Source organism: Pelomonas sp. Root1444 (assembly GCF_001426885.1).
Lineage (GTDB): Bacteria > Pseudomonadota > Gammaproteobacteria > Burkholderiales > Burkholderiaceae_C > Pelomonas.
The window spans coordinates 1-1,034 of the sequence record NZ_LMFP01000014.1; the positions used below are offsets into that span (position 1 = coordinate 1).

The window sequence follows — 1,034 nt, forward strand, 5'->3', positions numbered from 1 at the left end:
TAGGGACAGTCTGCAAAACCCCGTTCTTGCGTGGCGCTGAGGTCGTGTGCGGCTCGTGAGTCGGAAAATGTGCAGCGGCACCGGGCCTTCGGCACCACTGGCGCTGCGAATTCGGGGCTTGCGACGCCCCGCAACTGCGTCGCAGGCGCACTCATCCCTGCGCACCCAGCAGTTGTCGCCGCGTCATCCACAGATTGCTCAGCGCAAACAGCATCGTCAGCCGCGCGGTGTTCTTTGCCAAGCCGCGGTAGCGCACCTTGGCGTAGCCGAACTGCTGCTTGACCACTCGGAACGGGTGCTCAACCTTGGCCCGCACGCTGGCCTTGAGCTGTTCTACCTTGTCCAGCAGCCGATTCACTTCGCACGTCGAGTCGAGTGCGCGACGCTGGCCCGGGCGCATCGCGATGTGCCAGTCAACCTTCAGCCCTCGGGTCTCTTCGCGCTTGGTCACGCCCCGATAGCCCGCATCGGCGAACACGACCTCCTCGCCCCCGTGCAGCAGCGCCGCCGCCTGCGTCACATCGTTGACGTTGGCCGCCGTGCCGATGACCGTATGCACCAGCCCCGACTCGGCATCCACGCCGATGTGCGCCTTCATGCCGAAGTGCCACTGCTGGCCCTTCTTGGTCTGATGCATCTCGGGGTCGCGCTCGCCGTCCTTGTTCTTCGTCGAACTCGGCGCGGCAATGATGGTGGCGTCCACCACCGTGCCGGTCTTGAGCATCAGGCCTTGTCGGGCCAGCCCGGCGTTGATGGTGGCCAGCAACTGGGAAGTCAGCTGGTGCTTCTCCAGCAGGTGGCGAAAGCGAAGGATGGTGGTCTCGTCGGGCACGCGCGCGGCGCCCTCCAGGCCGGCAAAGCGCCGGTACAGCGGGCGCTCGTGCAGTTCCTCTTCCATGGCCGGATCGCTCAGGTTCCACCACAGCTGCAGGCAATGGATGCGCAGCATCGTCTCGATGGGAAACGGCGGCCGGCCACCCAGCGCTTGGTGTGCACCGCGGGCATGCGGCCGGATAAGCGCCACCAGCTCCACC

Annotated in this window: 1 protein-coding gene; it reads right to left on the minus strand. The window is 66.1% G+C overall.

What is annotated here, in order from left to right; genetic code table 11:
- Positions 1 to 151 precede the first annotated feature (151 nt).
- Positions 152 to 1,034, minus strand: an 883-nt coding sequence (locus tag ASD35_RS15650; RefSeq protein WP_056875894.1) for an IS5 family transposase, incomplete at its 5' end; no start/stop codon positions are given.